At 51.5% G+C, this 1,233-nt stretch carries 2 protein-coding genes; both read left to right on the top strand.

The features are described from left to right. Positions 1-273 precede the first annotated feature (273 nt). Entirely contained in the window at positions 274-957 is a 684-nt protein-coding gene (gene flgA, locus HA46_RS20600; protein ID WP_158086856.1) for a flagellar basal body P-ring formation chaperone FlgA, read from the top strand. An 82-nt stretch (positions 958-1,039) separates the two neighbouring features. Further along, positions 1,040-1,233 (top strand): hypothetical protein (locus HA46_RS20595; protein ID WP_143807702.1); only part of this gene is annotated, 194 nt, incomplete at its 3' end.

Genomic DNA, 1,233 nt, shown 5'->3' with positions numbered 1-1,233 from the left:
TTATCGAGTTTATCCATCATGACAAGACGGGCCTTTTTAATGGAGATTAACGCAGAGGACTATAAAGGGGATCGGAAATAATCTATACCGCAAAAATAAGACAAATATTATAGCTTATAGCCAACTAATAATAATCAATTCTGCAATCGCGCTAATTATTGACAAAAGCGTTGCTATTTCACGCCATTATTTTTTGTCAGGTTAGCGCTACACTGGCGCACATAAAAAGGGGATAACTTTTATTATTAATGATAGCTACCAATGCGGAAGAGCATGAAAAATGTATTTAGTCGCTGGCGTGAAAAATTATTACTTTTATTTTTCATTCCTTTTACCGCTTCAGCCCAGATTAATCATACGGCGCTGACGAAAAAAATTAACGCGCTGTTGAACGGCAAGGGTCATGAAGTGGGGGTAGTGCGCCGGGCGACGCTGCTGAACGCGGCAGAGAAACACGCTGCGCTCTGTGACGAGCCGCATCTTACGCTAAGCGGCAGCCAGCGCCTGACCGGCAACAGAACAGTGGTGGCACAGTGCGGCGATAAAAAACACTTTATTCCGATCAGGGTGGAGGCGGAAGGCCGCTGGTGGACCGCGGCGCGCGATCTGAAAGCGGGCAGCCTGTTGATCGCGCAGGATATTGTTCAGCGCAGCGGCTCACTGGCTAACCTCCCGGACGACGTAATGACACAGCCGGACGGCGTCGAAGGCGCGGTGTTAACCCGCGCGGTGCGCGCCGGTCAGCCGCTGACGCAAAGCCAGCTGCGTAAACGCTGGCGCGTCAGCCGCGGCGACGAGGTGGAGGTTATCGCCTACGGCAGCGGCTTTCATATCTATGCCAAAGGCAAAGCGCTGGATAATGGCGCGGTGGAGGATGCCGTGCGGGTACGCATGAAAACCGGGCAGCTGGTCAGCGGCAGCGTAAATCACGACGGCAGCGTGCGGATAAATTTGTAGTTTCAGCTTTAGTTATCCGGGAAAGTATCGATATTGATAATAACGGCAAGATGTCGAATACACAGGGTTCGGAGAACAAACAATGAGCATTAACCAGACGCTGAAAACGCAAGCTGTTACGCCCGCCCAAATTCAGCAGGAAGTGAAGCTCACGCAACGCAACCCGGCGGACGGCGCGACAAAAAGCGCAGCGGCGTTGCGACAGGGCACCGACGTTAAACTCAGCGCATTAATGCAGCATATTAAAGAAGAGAGCGCTCAGGATGTGGATAGCGC

Source organism: Pantoea septica (assembly GCF_002095575.1).
GTDB classification, from domain to species: Bacteria; Pseudomonadota; Gammaproteobacteria; order Enterobacterales; family Enterobacteriaceae; genus Pantoea; species Pantoea septica.
This window is presented reverse-complemented; position numbering and strand designations above follow the sequence as displayed.

Bases quoted from the DNA above. Each gene is read 5' to 3' on its own strand.
- flgA (WP_158086856.1), top strand. From the start codon at position 274: ATGAAAAATGTATTTAGTCGCTGGCGTGAAAAATTATTACTTTTATTT.